The sequence below is a fragment of the Parasulfuritortus cantonensis genome (assembly GCF_004337445.1).
GTDB classification, from domain to species: Bacteria; Pseudomonadota; Gammaproteobacteria; order Burkholderiales; family Thiobacillaceae; genus Parasulfuritortus; species Parasulfuritortus cantonensis.
This window is the reverse complement of record NZ_SJZB01000018.1, coordinates 116,930-137,851: the sequence shown is the minus strand read 5'-3', so window position 1 is coordinate 137,851 and position 20,922 is coordinate 116,930. Positions and strand designations below refer to the sequence as shown.

19 protein-coding genes are annotated in these 20,922 nt (G+C 67.2%); 8 read left to right on the top strand and 11 right to left on the bottom strand.

The window, feature by feature from the left end; all coding sequences use genetic code 11:
- The first annotated feature begins 200 nt into the window (after positions 1-200).
- The 3 genes from EZJ19_RS05515 (at position 201) to EZJ19_RS05505 (ending at position 3,789) form a co-directional block, all read left to right on the top strand.
- Positions 201-2,099 (top strand): type IV pili methyl-accepting chemotaxis transducer N-terminal domain-containing protein, encoded by a 1,899-nt coding sequence (locus tag EZJ19_RS05515; RefSeq protein WP_131445289.1) that lies wholly within the window; start codon positions 201-203, stop codon positions 2,097-2,099.
- Positions 2,096-2,749: a two-component system response regulator NarL gene (gene narL / locus EZJ19_RS05510; RefSeq protein ID WP_131445288.1), complete on the top strand. Its 654-nt coding sequence runs from the start codon at positions 2,096-2,098 to the stop codon at positions 2,747-2,749. The genes EZJ19_RS05515 and narL overlap by 4 nt, the downstream gene beginning before the upstream one ends.
- A 167-nt stretch (positions 2,750-2,916) precedes the next feature.
- Positions 2,917-3,789, top strand: a complete 873-nt coding sequence (locus EZJ19_RS05505) for a PEP-CTERM sorting domain-containing protein (RefSeq protein ID WP_240754662.1) — start codon at positions 2,917-2,919, stop codon at positions 3,787-3,789.
- A 125-nt stretch (positions 3,790-3,914) separates the two neighbouring features.
- On the opposite strand, the gene EZJ19_RS05500 is transcribed toward EZJ19_RS05505, so the two are convergent.
- Positions 3,915-4,940 carry a cytochrome-c peroxidase gene (locus tag EZJ19_RS05500; protein ID WP_131445287.1) on the bottom strand — a complete coding sequence of 342 codons (1,026 nt, stop codon included), beginning with the start codon at positions 4,938-4,940 and terminating at the stop codon, positions 3,915-3,917.
- Between the two features lie 306 nt (positions 4,941-5,246).
- Here EZJ19_RS05500 and EZJ19_RS15785 point away from each other — a divergent pair, with 306 nt between their 5' ends.
- The 3 genes from EZJ19_RS15785 to EZJ19_RS05490 all read left to right on the top strand — a co-directional run bounded on the left by EZJ19_RS15785 (position 5,247) and on the right by EZJ19_RS05490 (position 7,228).
- On the top strand, positions 5,247-5,423 hold the full coding sequence (locus EZJ19_RS15785; protein WP_165873475.1) for a hypothetical protein: 177 nt from the start codon (positions 5,247-5,249) through the stop codon (positions 5,421-5,423).
- Between the two features lie 93 nt (positions 5,424-5,516).
- Positions 5,517-6,275, top strand: a complete 759-nt coding sequence (locus tag EZJ19_RS05495) for a competence/damage-inducible protein A (RefSeq protein WP_131445286.1) — start codon at positions 5,517-5,519, stop codon at positions 6,273-6,275.
- Positions 6,275-7,228, top strand: a complete 954-nt coding sequence (locus EZJ19_RS05490) for a hypothetical protein (RefSeq protein ID WP_131445285.1) — start codon at positions 6,275-6,277, stop codon at positions 7,226-7,228. The genes EZJ19_RS05495 and EZJ19_RS05490 overlap by 1 nt, the downstream gene beginning before the upstream one ends.
- Before the next feature lie 4 nt (positions 7,229-7,232).
- On the opposite strand, the gene EZJ19_RS05485 is transcribed toward EZJ19_RS05490, so the two are convergent.
- The 10 genes from EZJ19_RS05485 to EZJ19_RS16845 form a co-directional block, all read right to left on the bottom strand.
- The gene (locus EZJ19_RS05485; protein WP_131445284.1) at positions 7,233-8,729 is read right to left on the bottom strand and encodes a SpoVR family protein; all 1,497 of its coding nucleotides are present in this window, start codon (positions 8,727-8,729) and stop codon (positions 7,233-7,235) included.
- Positions 8,730-8,774: 45 nt separating this feature from the next.
- Positions 8,775-10,037, bottom strand: coding sequence for a YeaH/YhbH family protein (locus EZJ19_RS05480; protein WP_131445283.1), 1,263 nt, complete (start codon positions 10,035-10,037; stop codon positions 8,775-8,777).
- Between the two features lie 13 nt (positions 10,038-10,050).
- On the bottom strand, positions 10,051-11,970 hold the full coding sequence (locus EZJ19_RS05475) for a PrkA family serine protein kinase (protein WP_131445282.1): 1,920 nt from the start codon (positions 11,968-11,970) through the stop codon (positions 10,051-10,053).
- 153 nt (positions 11,971-12,123) lie between these two features.
- The gene (locus EZJ19_RS05470) at positions 12,124-12,393 is read right to left on the bottom strand and encodes a SemiSWEET transporter (RefSeq protein ID WP_131445281.1); all 270 of its coding nucleotides are present in this window, start codon (positions 12,391-12,393) and stop codon (positions 12,124-12,126) included.
- A 61-nt stretch (positions 12,394-12,454) separates the two neighbouring features.
- Positions 12,455-12,619: a rubredoxin gene (locus tag EZJ19_RS05465; protein WP_131445280.1), complete on the bottom strand. Its 165-nt coding sequence runs from the start codon at positions 12,617-12,619 to the stop codon at positions 12,455-12,457.
- A 29-nt stretch (positions 12,620-12,648) separates the two neighbouring features.
- The gene (locus tag EZJ19_RS15780) at positions 12,649-12,789 is read right to left on the bottom strand and encodes a hypothetical protein (RefSeq protein ID WP_165873474.1); all 141 of its coding nucleotides are present in this window, start codon (positions 12,787-12,789) and stop codon (positions 12,649-12,651) included.
- Between the two features lie 103 nt (positions 12,790-12,892).
- Positions 12,893-13,837 (bottom strand): hydrogen peroxide-inducible genes activator, encoded by a 945-nt coding sequence (locus EZJ19_RS05460; RefSeq protein ID WP_131445279.1) that lies wholly within the window; start codon positions 13,835-13,837, stop codon positions 12,893-12,895.
- 81 nt (positions 13,838-13,918) lie between these two features.
- Positions 13,919-16,567, bottom strand: coding sequence for an HD domain-containing phosphohydrolase (locus EZJ19_RS05455; RefSeq protein WP_165873473.1), 2,649 nt, complete (start codon positions 16,565-16,567; stop codon positions 13,919-13,921).
- Between the two features lie 163 nt (positions 16,568-16,730).
- Positions 16,731-17,852, bottom strand: coding sequence for a Na+/H+ antiporter NhaA (gene nhaA / locus EZJ19_RS05450; RefSeq protein WP_476704069.1), 1,122 nt, complete (start codon positions 17,850-17,852; stop codon positions 16,731-16,733).
- Complete coding sequence (locus tag EZJ19_RS16845) at positions 17,789-18,115, bottom strand: Na+/H+ antiporter NhaA (RefSeq protein ID WP_476704068.1); 327 nt, start codon at positions 18,113-18,115, stop codon at positions 17,789-17,791. Before EZJ19_RS16845 ends, nhaA begins: the two co-directional genes overlap by 64 nt.
- Before the next feature lie 144 nt (positions 18,116-18,259).
- Between EZJ19_RS16845 and EZJ19_RS05445 the strand changes: the two genes are divergently transcribed.
- Both EZJ19_RS05445 and katG read left to right on the top strand, forming a co-directional pair.
- On the top strand, positions 18,260-18,445 hold the full coding sequence (locus tag EZJ19_RS05445) for a hypothetical protein (protein WP_131445277.1): 186 nt from the start codon (positions 18,260-18,262) through the stop codon (positions 18,443-18,445).
- A gap of 136 nt (positions 18,446-18,581) precedes the next feature.
- Positions 18,582-20,756 carry a catalase/peroxidase HPI gene (gene katG, locus EZJ19_RS05440; RefSeq protein WP_131445276.1) on the top strand — a complete coding sequence of 725 codons (2,175 nt, stop codon included), beginning with the start codon at positions 18,582-18,584 and terminating at the stop codon, positions 20,754-20,756.
- The last annotated feature ends 166 nt before the right edge of the window (positions 20,757-20,922 follow it).

Sequence of the window (20,922 nt, the reverse complement as noted above, 5' to 3'; positions counted from 1 at the left end):
TCTAGGAATCCGGTCGGGCGCGTAAACGGCGCCGCGTTCCCGAGCAATTCGCTCGACATACCACCTAAGTGGTAGTCGGGAAACGGCTGACACGTTTAGAATCAGGCCATTACAGGCCCCCTCCAAGGTCGCCGACTACCTCCTAAACTGAGGGGGTACCCCCAATAATCCGAGCCCGGCGTGTACTCCCGACCACAGCCATGTCGCTGACTGACCTGCCCGAGCGCCTGTCCAGGCGCGCCATCACCCTCGGCCTCGGCCTTGGCCTCGCCACCTTGTCGTTGATCGGGGTGATCGGCATGGCGACCTCGGTGGTCATCGTCGAGAACGTGCAGGGCAGCGCCAGCGCCATCAACGTGTCGGGCAGCCTGCGCATGCAGAGCCACCGCATGGGCGGCCTGGTCCTGGCCGCCATGATGGACGCCGACCCGGACCGCCAGGCCCTGGACGAGGCCATGGCACGCTTCGAGACCAGCCTGCGCCACCGTTCCCTGCGCACCATCCAGGAACGCGCGCCCGACAGCGAGTACGCCCGCCTGTACCGGCGGGTGCAGACGGAGTGGGAGACCGACCTCAAGCCCATGCTCAATGCCGAGGCGGACCGCAACGCGCCGGACTCGCCGCAGCGCCATCATGAACTGCTCGCCCGCATCGACGTCTTCGTCGCCGACATCAACCGCATGGTGGCGCAACTGGAGAACGACACCGAGGCCAAGATCGGCCAGCTGCACAGCCTGCTGGCCGTTTCCCTGACGCTCACCTTCGTGGTCATGCTGGCCGTGCTGTATGGCTTCAGCAAACGGGTCATCCTGCCCCTGAACCGCCTGGTCGAGGCGGCCAACGCGATCGCCCGGGGCGACTTCACGGCGCGCGCCAGCCATATCGGCCGCGACGAACTCGGCCGGGTCGGCGTCGCCTTCAATTTCATGACCGACGAACTCTCCAAGCTGTACGCCAACCTGGAACAAAGGGTCAACGAGAAGACCGAGCAGTTGACCCGGAGCAACCGTTCCCTGGAGTTGCTCTACCACTCCATCGCCCGCCTGTACAACGCCCCCGTCGCCCCCGAGACCTATCGCGCCCTGCTGACCGACCTGGAGCAGGTGCTCGACCTCAGCCACAGCATGGCCTGCCTGCTCCCGGAACCGGGCGGCCAGCCGCGCATCCTGGCCAGCACGGCGACCGGCGACGCCAGCCGGGGCATGTGCGCCGGCCAGGACTGTGCCGGCTGCGCCCACCACGAGGCCACCTGGGACCATGCCATGAGCGGGGGCGGCCAGGTGCACGCCGTCCCGCTCAAGGACGCCGAGCAGCGCTACGGCATCCTCCAGGTCGCCCTGCCGCCCGGACGCCATCTGGAAGCCTGGCAGGAACAGCTGATCGAGGCGCTCTCCCAGCACATCGGCATCGCCATCGGCATCGCCCGCCAGACCGAGCGCGAGCGCCGCCTGGCCCTGATGGACGAACGCTCGGTAATCGCCCGCGAACTGCACGACTCCCTGGCCCAGGCCCTGTCCTACATGAAGATCCAGGTCGTCCTGCTCCAGCAGGCCCTGCGCCAGGAGGCCGGCACCGCCAGTGCCGAGGCCATCCTCAAGGACCTGCGCGAGGGCATCAACGCCGCCTACCGCCAGCTGCGCGAGCTGCTCGCCACCTTCCGCCTGCGCATGGAGGGCGACTTCATGTCCCTGCTCGGCCGCACCACCGCCGAATACGCCGAACGCGGCGGCCTCGAGATCGCCCTGGATGCCCGCATGGGCGCCCAGTCCCTGGCGCCCAACCAGGAGATCCACGTCCTGCAGATCGTCCGCGAGGCACTCAACAACGTCCTCCGCCATGCCGAGGCGAAACGCGCCTGGGTGACGCTCGCCACCCACGGCACGGCCGTCGTGGTCGCCATCGAGGACGACGGCCAGGGCATCCCGGATGCCGCCGTGGCCGGCGACCACTATGGCCTGACCATCATGCGCGAGCGCGCCCACAGCCTGAACGGCGAGCTGCGCGTACTGCCGCGGCAGCCCTGCGGCACCCGCGTCGAGCTGAGCTTCGACGCCGGCGACGGCAGCACCCAGTCCGCCTTCGAAGAGGCCACGCCATGACCCCGCCCCGCCAGACCGTCGTCCTGATCGACGACCACCCCCTGTTCCGCCGGGGCCTGATCCAGCTGCTCGAAACCATCTCCGACTTCGAGGTGGTCGGCGAGGCCTCGAACGGCGCCGACGGCATCGCCCTGGTGCGCTCGCTGCAGCCCGACCTGCTCCTGCTCGACCTCAACATGAAGGACATGAGCGGACTGGAGGTGCTGAAGAAACTGCGCTCGGCCGATCTCGACACCCGCATCGTCATGGTCACCGTGTCGGACCAGACCGACGACCTGGTCGCCGCCCTGCGCCTGGGCGCCGACGGCTACCTGCTGAAGGACATGGAACCGGAGCAGATGATCGACAGCCTGGCGGCGGCGGCGGCCGGCAAGATCGTCGTCTCGGACGCCCTCACCCACCTGCTCGCCACCGCCCTGCGCGAGCAGCGCCAGCCGCGCAGCGCCCACGAGGCGGGCCTGACCGAACAGGAGCGGCGCATCGTCGAGCTGATCGCCGCCGGGCTCAGCAACAAGGTCATCGCGCGCGAACTGGGCATCACCGAAGGCACGGTCAAGGTCCACGTCAAGCACCTGCTGCGCAAGCTCGACCTGCGTTCGCGCGTCGAGGCCGCGGTGTGGGCGGTGGAACACCTGCACAAGGCGGGCTGAAACGCGCCCCGTGGCGGTAGCCGCCTTCGCCGGGACCGGTGCCCCGGTTGAGTAATCCTGCGGATTTATCGCTCGCTGCGGCCGTGTTAGCGTCCCTCCGGCTCGAACCGGCTGCCCCTGGCGACCGGTTGGCCGAGACGACTACACACCACAGGAAGGGAACCTCAATGAAATTCACAGCACTCGTGCTGGCTATCGCCGTGTCCGGCGCCGGCCAAGCCTTTGCCGACACGGACAATGTGGACATCTACGGGCAGGTACAGCTCCTCCCCGATCCGGGCTTGTCGGCAAGCGTCGACGGTATGGCGAGCTATTACTCCGCCGTCGGCGGCAACTACAGCAGCAGCAGCGTTTCCGACAACGCGGGCAACGATACCGGCAGCTATGTCAATATCGAAAACGCCAGCCATGGCCTTGGCTACAGTGCCCAGGCCTACGCCGAATACGGCGCCACCCACGCCGGCGTCAGCACCGTCTACGACCCCGCGCCGGTGGACGATGGCTACCTCAGCGCCACCGCCAGCGCGGCGGCCACCGCCGAGTACAGCGATTGGTTCATCATCACGGGCGGCAGCGGCGAGGCATCGGCCAGCGTGACGACGGTGCTGGAGGGCACGCTGTCGGGCGGCGGGACCGGCTACGCGGGCGTGAGCTTCGACGTCGCCTACACGCCGGACGACTATTGCTGGGACTGCGGCACCTCCTACGAGTACCAGAGCGTCGTCAGCGTCTACGACACCCTCGGCGGGCGGCAGACCAGCAGCTCGGTCGCCAACATCACCGGTGAATTCACCTTCACCTACGACGAGCCGTTCCAACTCACCACCACGCTGTCCGTCTTCGCCCAGGACGGCGGCTATGCGGATTATCTCGACACCGCAAGCCTGCTGAGCTTCGCCCTGCCCGCGGGCGCCAGCCTGCAGTCGTCGTCCGGCCTGTTCGTCGCCAGCGTGCCGGAACCCGAGACCTACGCGATGCTGTTGGCCGGACTCGGCCTGATGGCCGGCGTCGTCCGCCGGCGCAGGCTGCAGGTGGCCTGAGCGGTCCTCCGCCCGCCAGCTGTCGGTGCGAGGCCGACACGGCGGGACGGGGTCGCGCGGAGGCATGACAAAAAAAGGCCGCGGCGTATGCCACGGCCCCAACCCCGTCAGGAATCTACAGCAAATCAGTACGTGAAGGTCTTGCCCTCGGTGGCCGGCAGGCGCGGCATCTGCTGGCTCGGGAACTTGCCGGTCAGGGACTCGAGGAAGGCCACGATGTCCTTGGTGTCGGCGTCGTCCAGGGTCATGCCGAGCTGGGTCTTGGCCATCACCTTGACCGCCTCGTCGAGGTTCACCACGGCACCGTTGTGGAAGTACGGTGCGGTCAGGGCGACGTTGCGCAGGGTCGGCACCTTCCAGGTGTTCTTGTCCTCGTCGCGCTTGGTGACGTTGTAGTGGCCGAGATCGCTGCTGAAGCCGTACTTGGCCTCGTAGTCGCTGCCCGGCACAGCCGGGAACTTCATGAAGGCACCGGCACTGGCACCGGACTGGCCGTTGAAGGTCGGACCCGAGTGGCAGGCGACGCAGCCGGCGTCGGCGAACTTCTGCATGCCGCGCTGCTGCTGGGTGCTGAGCGCCTTCTTGTCGCCCTTGACGTAACGGTCGTAGGGGCTGTCCGGGGTGATCAGGGTGCGCTCATAGGCGGCGATCGCCTTGGCCATGTTGTCGGCGGTGATCGGCTGGCTGCCGCCGAACACCTTCTTGAACTCGGCTTCGTAGCCGGGAATCTGGCGCAGGCGGGCGACCACGTCGTCGAGCGAGCCCATGCCCATCTCCACGTCGGCCACCACCGGGCCCTTGGCCTGGTCTTCCAGGGTGGCGGCGCGGCCGTCCCAGAACTGGGTGGCGTTGAAGGCCGAGTTCCAGACGGTCGGGGCGCTGCGGCCGCCGGTCTTGCCGTGGATGCCCATGGCCACCGGGCGGTTGTCGTCGCCGCCGGCCATGACGTTGTGGCAGGAGTTGCAGGACACCGTGCCGGTGGCGGACAGGCGCGGGTCCAGGAACAGCTTCTGGCCGAGCGCCACCTTGGCCGCCGTGGTCGGGTTGTCCTTGGGCGCCGGTGCCTTGCCGGGCAGCGGTTGCCAATCCGCGGCGACGGCGGACTGGACGAAGGCGAGCAGACTGAGCGCAAACAGGCGTGAGGGTTTCATATCGATCTCCATGAGGTTTTTGCAGGGCTTCCAGGTGGTCGGCCGTCCCGGGGCAGGCGGTCGTTTCTCGTTCGCAGGAAGCTTTGCGCGGCCACCTTAAACCGACCTTAATCGGCGCTCCCGATAGCGCCATCGGGAAGACCGTTAGCAGTGCCCGGAAGCGGCACCGGGACTGGGTTTTGCCGGCGCACCGCGGGATTCCGGGGAGAGCCGCCGAAGGTCGGCAAAGCGGCAAAAAAACAACAGGTAAAACCACTCAAATAGGCTAGGATTTATATCAAACGTTATAAGTTTTCGACCGGCATCATGACGCTCATTCCCCGCTCGAACCACGCCATGGCGACGCTCGTCGACCAGGGCATCCTGATCGCCGAACAGTTCGGCAACGACAAGGGCAGCCGATTCATGCGCAGGCACAACGTGCCTTTCGAGGTCGCCCTGCGCGTCCTGTCGCGGCCAAGCGAGCGACGCAACGGCCAGTGAACGGCAACGCCCCGGGCCCGGGCACCTGCCCGGGTCACGAAGGTGTCAGGGATTTTTGGCACAATGGCAGGGTTGCCAGCGCCGCGGTATGCCATGTCCACGTCCATCAGCCTGCTCATCATCGGTGACGAAATCCTGTCCGGCAAACGCCAGGACAAGCATTTCGCGCGGGTCCGCGAAATCCTCGCCGAGCGTGGCCTACACCTGGCGCAGGTCAGCGTGCTGGGCGACGACCGCGCCCGCCTGACCACCTTCCTGCGGACCAGCTTCGCCGGCGACGACATCGTGTTCAGTTGCGGCGGCATCGGCGCCACCCCGGACGACCACACCCGCCAGGCGGCCGCCGCGGCCCTGGGCGCGCCGCTGGTCCTGCACCCCGAGGCCGAGGCCCTGATCAGCGCGCGCAGCCGGGAGGTCGGCCTGCCGGTGACGCCCGGTCGCCTGGAGATGGGCGAGTTCCCGGCCGGCGCGTCGATCATCCCCAACCCGGTCAACCGGATTCCCGGCTTCAGCGTCGGCCGGCACCATTTCGTCCCCGGCTTTCCGGAGATGGCCTGGCCGATGATCGAATGGGTGCTGGACACCCGCTACCGCGACCGGTTCCACGGCCATGACGAGGTCGAGCGCGCCTTCATCGTGCGCGGCCTGGCCGAGGCGACCCTGACCCCGCTGATGCTCGAGATCGAGCGCGATCACCCGGGCATCAAGGTGTTCAGCCTGCCCATACTGAACCCGGTCCAGCCGGACGACTACAAGATCGAACTCGGCGTGAAGGGCCCCGTGGCGACGGTCGACGCCGCCTTCGCCCGCCTGCGCGCCGGCACGCTGGACCTGGCCGGGCGCATCGAATAGTGGTCGACAGCTACGCCCAGCGCGTACTCAACCCGTTCCGCGGCGTCATGCAGGTCGTCCGCCACCAGGCCGCGGAGGCGGTCAGCATGGACGGCGTGCACTGGGACATCTACGTCAGCAACGACACGCTGCTGGCCGGAACCGAAGGCGCCAGCGGACCGGTCCAGGTCAGCGAGGCGCGCTTCGGCCGCTGGTCGGCCGGGACCGGCCTGGCGCGCGGGCCCCTGCATCCGTCGGAAGACTTCTACCGCATGGAACGCATGGGCATGGTGCTCTACGAACATCTGCGCCGGCTGCACGAACAGGTGCCGTTCCCGTTCCGCGACCGCTACGAACGCTGGCTGCTCACCCGCACCGGCGAACCGCTGGTGCTCCTCGACAGCAGCGTCGGCCGCCCGGCTGCCCGGTCGAACACCGGCGAGTTCGAATGGCGCATCGGCCTCGCCGCCCAGGCCCAGTTCGCCAGCCCGGCCGTGCCCGAGGCCATCGACAACGGCGGCCGCTACCTGATGGATTACGTCAACGGCATGGCGGGTTGCGCCGCCTGGTACCACCGCGAACCGGACGGCAGCGGGCAGGCCCTGGACGAGGTGGCCGGTGCGGCCGCCCGACTGCCGGCGGCCGCCTTTCCCGCCCTGCTGCTCCGGCGTACCGGCCACGACCTCGGACATGGCCGCCTGATCGACGACTTCATCGCCTGGCAGGCGCCCTGGCTGTTGCTGCTGGATGGCCTGGCGCACGAGGTCCGCGCGGACCTCGAACGGCAGGCGCGCCGGCGGGCGGCCGAGGTCGCGAAGCTGTATCGGTTGTATCCGGCCCAGGCCGACGCCGAGCAGATCCAGGCGGCACGCATCGAGGCCAGGCTCCAGGCCAGCCACAGCGAGCCCGGCAGCGCCTGCAACGACGACCTGTCGACCTTCTACATCGAACTCAACCCCGGCGGGGACGACTAGGCCCTCAGCTGCGTTGTCCGACCCGGCCCGGCGTGCACTCGTCAATGAGCCGGGCACCCTGGTCGTCGACGCTCTCGATGCGCACGATATAGCCCCACAGGCGGGCGACGTGGCGCAGCATCTCCTTGGTGCTGTCGCCCAGGGGCCGGCGGTCGTGCATGTAGTGGCGCAGGGTCAGGGAACGGTCGCCGTACACGTTGACGTCGTAGACCTGGATGTTGGGTTCCCGGTTGCCCAGGTTGTACTGTTCCGACAGCAATTGGCGCACCTGGCGGTAGCCGGCGTCGTCGTGGATGGCGGCGATCTCCAGCTTCTCCCGCTTGTCGTCGTCGACCACCGCGAACAGCTTGAACTCGCGGATGAGCTTGGGCGACAGGTACTGGGCGATGAAGCTCTCGTCCTTGAAGTTGCGCATGGCGAAGTCGAGGGTCTTCACCCAGTCGGTCCCGGCCAAATCCGGGAACCAGCGCCGGTCCTCCTCGTCCGGCTGCTCGCAGATGCGGCGCAGATCGCGGAACATGGCGAAGCCGAGGGCGTAGGGGTTGATGCCGCTGTAGTGGCGGCTGTGGAAGGGCGGCTGGTAGACGACGTTGGTGTGCGACTGCAGGAACTCCATCATGAAGCCGTCGGTGAGCTTGCCCTCTTCATAGAGATGGTTGAGCAGGGTGTAGTGCCAGAAGGTGGCCCAGCCCTCGTTCATCACCTGGGTCTGGCGCTGGGGATAGAAGTATTGGGCGATCTTCCGGACGATGCGGACGATTTCCCGCTGCCAGGGTTCCAGGCGCGGGGCGTGCTTCTCGATGAAGTAGAGCAGGTTCTCCTGCGGCTCGGGCGGGAAGCGGCTCGCCTGCTTGGCCTGCTCCTCTTCCGGCCGGGTCGGCAGGGTGCGCCAGAGGTCGTTGACCCGGGACTGCAGGTAGGCCTCCCGCTCGGCCTGGCGCAGCTGCTCCTTGGCCATGGACAGCTTGGCCGGCCGCTTGTAGCGGTCGACGCCGTAGTTCATCAGGGCATGGCAGGAGTCGAGCAGCTCCTCGACCGCCTCCTCGCCGTAGCGCTGCTCGCAGTCGCTGATGAAGTTGCGCGCGAACACCAGGTAGTCGAGGATGCCCTCGGCGTCGGTCCAGGTGCGGAACAGGTAGTTGCCCTTGAAGAAGGAGTTGTGGCCGTAGGCGGCGTGGGCGATCACCAGGGCCTGCATGGTCATGGTGTTCTCTTCCATGAGGTAGGCGAGGCAGGGACTGGAGTTGATGACGATCTCGTAGGCCAGGCCCATCTGGCCGCGCTTGTAGCTTTTCTGGGTGGCCAGGAACTGCTTGCCGTAGGACCAGTGGTGGTAGCCCACCGGCATGCCCACCGAGGAATAGGCGTCGATCATCTGTTCCGAGGTGATCACCTCGATCTGGCGCGGATAGGTGTCCAGGCCGTAGTGCGCGGCCACGCGGCCGATCTCGCGGTCGTAGAGGTCGAGCAGTTCGAAGGTCCACTCGGAACCTTCCGACAGGGGCTTGCGCGGCGGGGCGACGGGGGTGGGACGGGCTCTTCCATCTCAGGCCACCTTCTTCTTGAACAGGTCCCGGAATACCGGGTAGATGTCTTCCAGTGTCAGGATGCGGCGCATGGCGAACTGCCGGCTTGCGGCCTGCACCTGCTCGTATTCGCGCCACAGGCTCTGCGGCTCCTCGGCCTCGATCTCGACGTAGGCGAAGTACTGCACCAGGGGCAGGATGCCCTGGACCAGGATCTCGCGGCAACGGGGCGAATCCTCCTCCCAGTTGTCGCCATCCGAGGCCTGGGCGACGTAGATGTTCCAGGCCGCGCTGGGATAGCGCTCGAGGATGGTCTCGCGCGCCAGTTCCAGGGCCGAGGACACCACGGTGCCGCCGCTTTCCCGGGAATGGAAGAAGTCCTCCTCGTCGACCTCCTTGGCCACGGTGTGGTGGCGGATGAACACCACCTCGATGCGCTCGTAGCTCTTGGTCAGGAACAGGTAGAGCAGCATGAAGAAGCGCTTGGCGATGTTCTTGCGGTCCTCGTCCATGGAGCCGGACACGTCCATCAGGCAGAACATCACCGCCTGGCTGCTGGGCACCGGCTGGTCGACCCGGTTGGCATAGCGCAGGTCCCAGGTATCGATGAAGGGCACGGCGGCGACCCGGGCCTTGAGGCCGGCGATTTCCTCGCGCAGCTCGTCCGCCTCGGGGCTGTCGGCCAGGCCCTTGGCGACCAGTTCCTGCAGGCGTTCCTCCGCCTCGCGCAGGGCCTCGCGCGGCCCTGCCGCCATGGCCAGGCGGCGGCCGATGGCCTGCTTCATGGAGCGCACCACGTGCAGGTTGGAGGGGTTGCCCTGGCTGACGAAGCCGGCGCGCGACTTCTTCACCTCGGGCACGGCGGCGAGCTGCTTCTTCACCAGGTCCGGCAGGGCCAGGTCCTCGAAGAAGAAGTCCATGAACTCTTCCTTCGAGAGTTCGAAGACGAATTCGTCCTCCGACTCGCCGTCCTGGGAGGCGTTGCCGCCGCCCTGCCCGCCCCCGCCCTTGGGCCGGTCCACCTGGTCGCCGGCGATGAACTCCTTGTTGCCGGGATGGATGATGTTGCGCCGGCCGCCCGGGCCGTGATGGAAGAAGGGTTCGGACAGGTCCTTGGCCGGGATGGAGATCTTCTCCCCCCGTTCCAGGTCCGACACCTTGCGCCCGGACACCGCCTCGGTCACCGCCTTGCGGATCTGGCCCTTGAACCGGCGCAGGAAGCGTTGCCGGTTGACGGCGCTGCGGTTCTTGCCGGACAGGCGGCGATCGACGAACTGGCTCATGGCCGCCCCCCGATCAGGACGCCTTCCTCGCCCGCAAGTACCACTCGGCCAGCAGGCGCACCTGCTTGTCGGTGTAACCCTTGGCGACCATGCGCTGGACGAAGTCGTGGTGCTTCTTCTGCTCCTCGCTGGAGGCCTTGGCGTTGAAGGAGATCACCGGCAGCAGGTCCTCGGTGCTGGAGAACATGCGCTTCTCGATCACCGAGCGCAGCTTCTCGTAGCTGGTCCAGGCCGGGTTGCGGCCCTGGTTCTGGGCGCGCGCCCGGAGCACGAAGTTGACCACCTCGTGGCGGAAGTCCTTGGGGTTGGCGATGCCGGCCGGCTTCTCGATCTTTTCCAGTTCGCCGTTGAGCTGGGCACGGTCGAGGATCTCGCCGGTGTCGGGATCGCGGAATTCCTGGTCCTGGATCCACATGTCGGCGTAGGTGACGTAGCGGTCGAAGATGTTCTGGCCGTATTCCGAGTAGGACTCCAGGTAGGCGGTCTGCAGCTCCTTCTCGATGAACTCGGCGTAGCGCGGCGACAGATACTCCTTCAGATAGGCGACGTAGCGCTGCTCCACCTCGGGCGGCAACTGCTCCTGCTCGATCTGCTGCTCGAGCACGTAGAGCAGGTGCACCGGGTTGGCGGCGATCTCGCTATGGTCGAAGTTGAACACCCGGGACAGGATCTTGAAGGCGAACCGGGTCGAGATGCCGGTCATGCCCTCGTCCACCCCGGCGAAGTCGCGGTACTCCTGGTAGCTCTTGGCCTTGGGGTCGGTGTCCTTGAGGTTCTCGCCGTCGTAGATGCGCATCTTGGAGAAGATGCTGGAATTCTCCGGCTCCTTCATCCGGGTCAGCACCGAGAACTGGGCCAGCATCTCCAGGGTGCCCGGGGCGCAGGGCGACTCGGACAGGGAGCTGCCGTGGAGCAGCTTCTCGTAGATCTTCACCTCCTCGGACACGCGCAGGCAGTAGGGCACCTTGACGATGTAGATGCGGTCCAGGAAGGCCTCGTTGTTCTTGTTGTTGCGGAAGGCGGTCCACTCCGACTCGTTGCTGTGGGCCAGGACGACGCCGTCGAAGGGGATGGCGCCGAAACCCTCGGTGCCCTTGTAGTTGCCCTCCTGGGTGGCGGTAAGGAGCGGATGCAGCACCTTGATGGGCGCCTTGAACATCTCGACGAACTCCATCAGGCCCTGGTTGGCCAGGCTCAGGCCGCCGGAGTAGCTGTAGGCGTCCGGGTCGTCCTGGGAATACTTCTCCAGCTTGCGGATGTCGACCTTGCCGACCAGCGAGGAGATGTCCTGGTTGTTCTCGTCGCCCGGCTCGGTCTTCGAGATGCCCATCTGGCCGAGCACCGAGGGCCAGCGCTTGACCACGCGGAACTTGGTGATGTCGCCGTTGTACTCGTGCAGGCGCTTGACCGCCCAGGGCGACAGGACCCGGCCCAGGTAGCGGCGCGGGATGCCGTATTCCTCTTCCAGTATCTTGCCGTCCTCGTCGGGCGAGAACAGCGACAGCGGCGAGTCGTTCACCGGCGAGCCCTTGATGGCGTAGAACGGCGTCTTCTCCATCAGGTGCTTGAGCTTCTCGGCCAGGGACGACTTCCCGCCGCCTACCGGGCCGAGCAGGTAGAGGATCTGCTTCTTCTCCTCCAGGCCCTGGGCGGCGTGGCGGAAGTAGGAGACGATCTGCTCGATCGTCTCCTCCATGCCGAAGAAATCCCGGAAGGCCGGATAGACCTTGATGACCTTGTTGGAGAAGATGCGCGACAGGCGCGGATCCTGGCTGGTGTCGACCAGCTCGGGGGCGCCGATGGCCGCCAGCATGCGCTCGGCGGCGCTGGCGTAGGCGATGCGGTCCTTCTTGCAGATGTCGAGGTATTCCTCCAGGGAATATTCCTCTTCCACCCGGCGATAGCGTTCGATGTACTGGTTGAACAGACTCATGATGCTCTCCCGGTTGCGACCCGATTAAGTGGCTCATGCCATGTCCAGCAATGCCCATGCCATGGCGCAGGAACCGTCTGGATTCGACACCTTCCGGCCAAAATGGTGCCGGAAACTATCCGATGGGAGTATGCCTTGGTGCCGAGCGCACCATCATGGTGCAGCGACGTGGCGTATCTTCAGCACCAGCACCACGGAAGCCAGGGCCAGGGTGATGCCGTTGCCGAGCATGATGGGGACGCTGCCGAGCAGGACGCCGTAGGCCAGCCAGAGCGCCACGCCCAGCGTGAACAGGGCGTACATGGGCAGCGAGATACCGGACAGGTCGCGCGTGCGCCACGACTTCCAGGCCTGGGGCACGAAGGCCACGGTGGTCAGGAAGGCGGCGGGATAACCGATCAGGTTGTTCAGTTCGGCGGACATGGCGTGGCATCCGGATGCGATGGCCGCGATTCTCGCACGCCGGCCGGGGCGTCTGGCCAGGTCAGATCTCGACCATCATAAACTCGGACTTGCGCGCGCCGCATTCCGGGCACTCGTAGTCCTCGGGGACGTCCGCCCAAGGGGTGCCGGGCGCGATGCCATGCTCCGGATCGCCCTGGGCCTCGTCGTACAGATACCCGCATACGATGCACTGCCAGACTTTCATGTCGTTCTCCGGTGTCGTCGGCCGCCGGCTCAGGCGGCGACCTGTTTGAGTTGCGCCCAAGCACGCGCTGCGGCATCCACGGCCGCCGGGCAGGCGGTCGTCGGGGCGAAGCCCATGTAGCCCGCGGCCCAGGCGGTGGTGATCGAATCGGGGGATGGCGTCTGCGGCATTTCGGTCTCCTCGGGAGGGTGGCGCCGTACGGTCACGGCATGGGAGTCATCCTACGGGCCGGCAAATCATCACTCAAATTGATTAATTAAAATATATCGATAGCTATTGGTTATCCCGCCCGCCCGGCACGATCTTGCGCACGCAGCTGAGATCGGTCGCCAGGACCGCCTGGCGGATCGCCTCGATGGCGCGCGGGCGCGGGTAGCTCTTGCGCCAGGCGATGGAGACCAGGCGCGAGGGCGGCGTGTCCTTGAACGGCCGCAGCGTGAGCAGGTCGTCGTCGACGTAGTTCATGCGCGTCGCCGTACAGGGCAGCACGGTGACCCCGACCCCGCTCGCCACCATGTGCCGGATGGTCTCCAGGGACGAGCTCTCCAGGGTCTTGGCCAAGCCGCCGCTGGCGGCCCGGTTCAGGCACGGACAGGCCTGCAGGACCTGGTCGCGGAAGCAATGGCCGGTGCCCAGCAGGAGCATGTTCTCGGCCTCCAGGTCGGCGCTGGTCACGGCCTTCTTCTTGCGCAGCGGGTGCTCGGCCGGCAGGGCGACCTGGAACGGCTCGTCGTAGAGCGGCAGCGACAGCAGGCCGGGATCCTCCACCGGGGTGGCGATCAGCATGGCGTCGATCTCGCCCTTGCGCAGCCGCTCGGTCAGCACCTTGGTGTAGTTCTCTTCCAGGAGCAGCGGCATGCGCGGCGCGCTGCGGTTCATCTCCGGGATCAGCCAGGGCAGCAGGTAGGGCGCGATGGTGTAGATGACGCCCAGCTTGAGGGGGCCGACCAGGTCGTCCTTGGCGGCCGCGGCGAGGTCCTTGATGCCGTCGACCAGCTCGAATATGCGCGCCGCCTGCTCGACTACCCGTTCCCCCGCCGGGGTGACGCTGATGTCGCCGCCGCCGCCGCGCTCGAACAGCATGACGCCCAGTTCCTCCTCGAGCTTCTTGATCGCCACCGAGAGGGTCGGCTGGGCCACGAAACAGGAATCGGCGGCACGGCCGAAATGGCGTTCGCGGGCGACGGCTAGGACGTATTTCAGTTCGGTAAGCGTCATGGCGAATCCCGTCAATGGCCTAAGCGGACGGATATTCAGCCAAGTGGGGGTATTTGTCCATCATCCGGCCGGCGCGCCGGATCAGAGCAGTTCCTGCAGGTACTCCCGGTCGCTCCCGTGCGGGTCCAGTTGCCGCACCTCGACCTCGACCGGCGTCCCCGCGAGCGGCGAGGCTGCCTTCAGGCGGGTACCGTCGAGGTCCAGCGGCCGGCCGGCCAGGAGCACGAAGTCGTCGCCCATGACGCGGAACACGACGGCCTCCGGATAGGCCTCCGTGAGGGTCGCCGCGAAGCCCGCCAGGGCACTGTTGCCGGCCGCCCAGCCGGCACTGTCGTTGAGGTCGGCGAAATCGCGCAGGAGGACCGCATAGGCGTGGCCGTAACGGGTCGGCAGGCCGTTGCGCAGCATGAGCTGGAGATAGCTGGCGTTGTGCACGCCGGTCAGCTGGTCATCGAAGAAATAGGCGAAGCGCTGGCGCTCCAGGGCGGTCTTGGGCAACTGGTCGGAGACCGACGGCGGCTGCACCTCGCCGAGCACCGCGCAGGCCGCCTCGACCACCTCGGCGTCGAACTGCTCGCCGGCCATCTGGCGCAGTTCGTCGAGCGCCACCGGAACCTCCTTGCGCGGCTTGTAGATGCGGTTGGTAGTCATGGCGTCGAAGGCGTCCGCGACCGCCATGATGCGCGCCAGCAGCGGTATCTGGCCGTCGGTGAGGCCGTGCGGATAACCGGAACCGTCGAGGCGCTCGTGGTGGTAGCGCATGATCTCGGCCAGTTCCCGGTACATCTCGATGCCGGTCAGGGTGCGGTAGCCTTCTTCGGCGTGCTGCTTGATGAGGTCGTATTCCAGGGCCGTCAGCTTGCCCGGCTTGAGCAGCACCGCATCGGGGATGGCGATCTTGCCGATGTCGTGCAGGATGGCGGCGCGCTTGAGCTTCTCGATCTCCTCCGGGCTGCGCCCCATGCGCGTGGCGATCATCTCGCAATAGTAGGCGACCCGGCGGGTGTGGCCGGCCGTGTAGGTATCCCGTTTCTCGATCATGTCGACCAGGGACAGGATGGTCTCCTCGTAATTGTGGATGCGTTCCTGCTGCAGCCTGCGGGTCTCCTTGCGCTGGCCGAAGGCATGGATCGCGAAGCCGATGTCGCCGGCCAGCTGTTCGAGCATGGCCACCTCCTCGGCGTCGAAGCCCCGTTGCCGCGCGGTCAGCACGCCGAGCACGCCGAGCGGCGCCGAGAAGGCATCCTCGCGCAAGGGCAGGGCGATGAGGCCACGGCCGCCGGCCTTGGCCAGGTCCGGCGCGCGTTCGGCCAGGTCGGCCTCGACCACGGTACGGTTGCCGGCCACGGCGTCGACGGCCGGGCCGTGGTCGCCGGCCAGGGCGACGGAACGGATGAACTCCGCCGCCCCGTAGGAACGCGCCGCCACCTCCTGGCGACCGTCCACCGCCAGGCCGACCCAGGCGAAGCGGTAGTCGCCGTGGGCGACCAGGCGATCGCAGCAGGCCTTGAGCATCTCCTCCATGGAGCCGGCCGTGATCAGTATCTGGTTGACGTCCGCCACCATCTCGACCACCCCGCGCAGGAAGTGCTCGCGTTCGAGCAGGCTGGCCACCTCGGCGGTCCGTTCGCCGACCCGGGTTTCCAGGCCGGCGTTGAGTTCCTCCAACTGCTGCTGGTTCTGGCGCAGGCGCCGGTTGATGCGGCCGACGTAGACCACCGTCGCCAGGATGGCCAGGCTCAGCATGGCCGCCAGTGCCAGCCATTGGCCGTACTGGGCCAGGACTTCGGCTGCCGTCAACCGGCGCAGGTGTTCATAGGGGCCGATGCGCAGTTCCTTGAGGGCGTCGTGTACCGGCTGGTAGTTGAGCGGCAGGGTCCAGCCGGTGATCTGGGCGGCCCGCGCGGCCGGGGCGTCGGCCGGCATCTGCATGAGGGCGATGGCCACCCGCACGGCGAGGTCGTCAGGCACCTGGCGCAGCTTGGCCAGCGGCCATTCCGGGTAGAGCGCGGTACTGAGCAGGAGCGGGAACTCGGCGGCCGGCTGGCGGTTGAGCACGAAATAATCGCTCAGCTTGATGCGGCCCTCGGCCGCCATGCGTTCCAGGGTGTCGGTGCGCACGATGCCGGCGTCGGCGTGGCCGTCGCGCACGGCGTAGACGACGGCATCGTGGGTATGGGCGAAGTAAAGCCGGCGCAGGTCGCGCTCGGGGTCCACGCCCAGGCGCTTCATCTCGCGCCAGCCGGCCAGCCAGCCACCGAAGGAACTGGCATCCACCGCGGCAACGACGCGACTCCGCAGGTCGCCCACGGCCCGGATGTCGCCGCGATCGGCACGCGTGAAGATGACGCCGCCGAACTGGCTGAACCCCGGCCCGCCGTCGAAGCGGTTCTTCAGGGTGGCGACGGCGCTGACGCCGTAGTGCGACTCCAGCTCGACGTAGTAGGACGAGTTGCTGAGCACGAAGTCGACCCGGCCCTGGCGCACGGCCAGGCGCACGTCGTCGAAGCCGAGCGGGACAATGCGGAAGCGTTGGTCGGGCAGGGCCTGGCCGAGATAGGCCGCCGTCGCCGACCACATCGACAAGGCCTTGTCGGGACCGCGCATGGCCAGGACGCCGATGTTGACCACGTCGGCCGCCAAGGCCGGCAGGGCGAACGCGGCCAACAACAGGGCCTTGAGGAACATGGCCGCTGGACGGCCGGGAGACAACTGACGCAGCCGATCCATGTGCGATTCCAACTGATACCCGGGGAGATTGCCAACCCGGGCCGGCGATGCCGCCCGGGACATCTGGATTATCGCCAGGAAATCCCCACCGGCCAACAGGGTTTGTCCGGCCAGATCGACCGCTCGGGTAGCCCGCGGGCGGGCCGGCGCGCGCCCGAACCGGTCAGCCGGGGCGCGCCACCAGACGCAGCCACGTGTAGCCGGCCAGGCCGGCAACCAGGGAGGCGAGAATGATGCCGGTCTTGGCCATGAGCAGGTTCTCGGCTTCGGCGGCGAAGGCCAGGTCGGCGATGAACATCGCCATGGTGAAGCCGATCCCGCCCAGCATGGCGACCCCGGCGATCTGGCTGAACCGGGTGCCGGCGGGCAACTGGCCGAGGCCGAGCCGCAAGGCCAGCCAACTGGCCCCGGCGATGCCGACGAACTTGCCCAGGAACAGGCCGAGGCCCACCCCCAGGGTAACCGGATGCCCCAGAGTGGTGGCGAGGCCGCCGAAATCGACCGGTATGCCGGCGTTGATGAAGGCGAACACCGGGATGATCAGGTAGGCGACCGGCATGTGCATGGCGTGCTCGAGACGTTGCAGGGGCGTCTGCACCTTGAGCACGCCGTTTTCCAGGGTCGCCACCGTGGCGCGCAGGCCGTCGTTGGTCATGATGCTCTCGCCGGGCCGGTGGCTGGCGTCGAAGCGCTTCATCAACTCGCGCACCTGGACGCTGAAGCGGGCCGGATCGTATTTCGGCCGGGCCGGGATGGTGAATGCGGTCAGCACTCCCGCCAGGGTCGCATGTACGCCCGACTTCAGGAGGGCGACCCAGAGCAGGCCGCCGAGCAGGAAATACGGCAACGGCTGGCGGATGCCGGCCAGGTTGAGCACCACCAGGAGGGCGAGCAGGACGGCCCCGGCCAGCAGGGCTTCGACCACCAGCTGCTCGGTGTAGAACAGGGCGATCACCACCACCGCGCCGAGGTCGTCGACGATGGCCAGGGCGACCAGGAAGGTGATCAGCGCCTTGGGCACGCGGCCGGCGAGGAGGACCAGGGCGCCGATCGCGAAGGCGATGTCGGTGGCCATCGGGATGCCCCAGCCGCGCGCCGCCGCGCCGTCCGGATTGACCGCATAGTAGATCAGCGCCGGGACCGCCATGCCGCCCAGGGCGGCGACGATGGGCAAGGCGGCCTGGCGCGGCGCCGCCAGCTCGCCGACCAGTATCTCGCGCTTCAACTCCAGGCCGACCAGGAAGAAGAACAGCGCCATGAGGCCGTCGTTGACCCAGTGGTGCAAGGTCTTCTCGATCGCCCAGCCCCCACCGACAGGCTGACCGGGGTGTGCACCAGGTGGTGATAGGCCTCGGCCCAAGGCCCGTTGGCCAGGATCAGGGCGAACAGGGCCGATCCCATCAGGAGCAGGCCGCTGGTGGTCTGCCGGTGGACGAACTCTTCGAAGGGCGTCAGGAAGCGGTCGAAGGTCCGTTCCCAGGGCGCGTGGATGACACCGGTCTCGTCGGCGGCCGGGCTCGGATGGGGCGTGGGTTCGGCATGGCTCATGAGGGCAAGGATACACGTTTGACGATATATAGTTTTTTACTATTCACTATTTAATATCTATCAATTAGCTCAATTGATCGTCATCCGCTTCAATAACGACAACCCGGCCGCACCGGGACCACCCAAGCCGAAAGGAGCACGATCATGACTTTGAGCCTCTACAGCACCTACAAGGCCCTCCGCCGCGACGCCGCCGCCGAGAAGGCGAAGCAGACCAAGACCGCGGCAAGCCCGATCCAGAACAGCGTCTGCCACGCCCTCGCCCTGCTCGGCATGGGCGTGGAAGGCGTGAGCTGCGGCGGTGACATCACCGCCTCGCGGCGCCCCTGACTACTGCCCCTGCCCAGGGCCCAGCCACCGCATTGCGAAATGCGACTCGAAGCAGCGTGGCGCAGCGCCGGCTTTCGCCGGCCGGTACCCAGCAGCGCTCGCCAAACCCGTTGACCAACCCCGATTGGAGATCAAGATGACTGCAAGCAACGCAAACAGCGCCGGCAAGTGCCCGGTAATGCACGGCGGCGCCACCGCCACCGGCATGTCCAACATGGATTGGTGGCCGAAGGCCCTCAACCTGGACATCCTGCACCAGCACGACAGCAAGACCGATCCGATGGGCGCCGAGTTCGACTATCGGGAAGCCGTGAAGAGCCTCGACTTCGAGGCCCTCAAGAACGACGTCAAGGCCCTGATGACCGACAGCCAGGATTGGTGGCCGGCCGACTGGGGCCACTACGGCGGCCTGATGATCCGCATGTCCTGGCACGCGGCCGGCACCTACCGCATCGCCGACGGCCGCGGCGGCGCCGGCACCGGCAACCAACGCTTCGCGCCGATCAACTCCTGGCCCGACAACGCCAACCTGGACAAGGCCCGCCGCCTGCTCTGGCCGATCAAGAAAAAGTACGGCAACAAGATCAGCTGGGCCGACCTGATCGCCCTGGCCGGCACCATGGCCTATGAGTCCATGGGCCTGAAGACCTACGGCTTCGCCTTCGGCCGCGCCGACATCTGGCATCCCGAGAAGGATACCTACTGGGGCGCCGAGAAGGAATGGCTGGCCCCCAGCGACAGCCGCTACGGCAACGTCGACGACCCCTCGACCATGGAGAACCCGCTCGCCGCCGTGCAGATGGGCCTGATCTACGTCAACCCCGAGGGCGTCAACGGCAAGCCCGACCCCATCAAGACCGCCGCCCAGGTGCGCGAGACCTTCGCCCGCATGGCCATGAACGACGAGGAGACCGTCGCCCTGACCGCCGGCGGCCACACCGTGGGCAAGTGCCACGGCAACGGCAGCGCCGCCAATCTGGGCCCCAGCCCGGAAGGCGCCGGCATCGAGGAACAGGGCCTCGGCTGGCAGAACCACACCACCCGCGGCATCGGTGCCGACGCCGTGACCAGCGGCCTGGAAGGCGCCTGGACCACCAACCCGACCGAATGGGACAACGGCTACTTCCACCTCCTGCTCAACTACGACTGGGAACTGAAGAAGAGCCCGGCCGGCGCCTGGCAGTGGGAACCCGTTGCCATCAAGGAAGAGGACAAGCCGGTCGACGCCGAGAACCCGTCCGTCCGCCACAACCCCATCATGACCGACGCCGACATGGCCATGAAAATGGACCCGGTCTATCGGGCGATCTCCGAGCGCTTCTACAAGGACCCGGACTACTTCTCCGAGACCTTCGCCCGCGCCTGGTTCAAGCTGACCCACCGGGACATGGGCCCGAAGGCGCGCTACATCGGCCCTGACGCGCCCAAGGAAGACCTGATCTGGCAGGACCCGGTGCCCGCCGGCCGGACCGACTACGACGTCGCCGCGGTCAAGGCGCGCATCGCCGCCAGCGGCCTCTCCATCGGCGAGATGGTGGCCACCGCCTGGGACAGCGCCCGCACCTTCCGCGGCTCCGACATGCGCGGCGGCGCCAATGGCGCCCGCATCCGCCTGGCCCCGCAGAAGGATTGGGAGGGCAACGAGCCGGCCCGCCTGGCCAAGGTGCTGGCGGTGCTGGAGCCGATCGCCGCCGAGTCCGGCGCCAGCCTGGCGGACGTCATCGTCCTGGCCGGCAACCTCGGGGTCGAGCGGGCCGCCAAGGCGGCCGGGGTCGAGGTCGACGTGCCCTTCGCCCCGGGCCGGGGCGACGCCACCGAGGCGATGACCGACGCGGCCTCCTTCGCGGTCCTGGAACCGGTCGCCGACGGCTACCGCAACTGGCTGAAGAAGGACTACGTGGTCAGCGCCGAGGAGCTCATGCTCGACCGCACCCAGCTCATGGGCCTCACCGCCCCCGAGATGACGGTCCTGGTAGGCGGCATGCGGGTCCTGGGCAGCAACCACGGCGGCAGCGGCCACGGCGTGTTCACCGACCGGGTCGGCGTCCTCAGCAATGACTTCTTCGTCAACCTGACCGACATGGCCAACCAGTGGCGACCGGCCGGCAACGGCGTATACGAGTTGCGCGAGCGCAAGACCGGCCGGGTGAAGTGGACGGCGACCCGGGTGGACCTGGTGTTCGGTTCCAACTCCATCCTGCGTGCCTATGCCGAGGTCTACGCCCAGGACGACAACAGGGAGAAGTTCGTGCGTGACTTCGTCGCGGCCTGGACCAAGGTGATGAACGCCGACCGCTTCGATCTGCTCTAACCCACCTCCCCCGCGCCGCCATCCGGTGGCGCGGGGCCAGCCGGGTCATTGATTCCGGCTATCGGGTCGTTTGGCAGAATCAATTGGCCGGACCGTCGGCCGTTGCTTCTAATCGAGCTGACGCGCTGACAAGGCGTTCATCCGCCCGTGCGCGCAAGCCAAGGAG